The following is a 666-nucleotide window of genomic DNA, read 5'->3' as shown; positions in this document are numbered from 1 at the left end:
GGCGCCGCTGTCGCGATCGCCGACCTGAACCAGGACGGCGCAAACGCGGTCGCCGACGAGATCAACAAGGCAGGCGGCAAGGCGATCGGCGTCGCGATGGACGTGACCAGCGAAGAAGCGGTCAACAGCGGCATCGACAAGGTGGCGGAAACGTTCGGCTCGGTCGACATCCTCGTGTCGAACGCGGGCATCCAGATCGTCAACCCGATCGAGAACTACTCGTTCGCCGACTGGAAGAAGATGCAGGCGATCCACGTCGACGGTGCGTTCCTGACGACCAAGGCCGCGCTCAAGCACATGTACAAGGACGATCGCGGCGGCGTCGTGATCTACATGGGTTCGGTGCACTCGCACGAGGCGTCGCCGCTGAAGTCGGCGTACGTGACGGCCAAGCACGGGCTGCTCGGCTTGGCACGCGTGCTGGCGAAGGAGGGCGCGAAGCACAACGTGCGCTCGCACGTCGTGTGTCCGGGCTTCGTGCGCACGCCGCTCGTCGACAAGCAGATTCCGGAGCAGGCGAAGGAACTGGGGATCAGCGAAGAGGAAGTGGTGAAGAAGGTGATGCTCGGCAACACGGTAGACGGCGTGTTCACGACGGTGCAGGACGTCGCGCAGACGGTGCTGTTCCTGTCGGCGTTCCCGAGTGCCGCGCTCACGGGCCAGTCG

General features: G+C 64.9%; 1 protein-coding gene. It reads left to right on the top strand.

Annotated elements, in window-relative coordinates:
- The coding region (locus tag ACV22W_RS33565) for a 3-hydroxybutyrate dehydrogenase (protein ID WP_448023830.1) at positions 1–666 on the top strand (666 nt) is incomplete at both ends.

The organism is Burkholderia sp. AW49-1, assembly GCF_053427845.1.
Note: the sequence above shows the minus strand (reverse complement) of the source record. Positions and strands in the feature narration are given on the sequence as shown.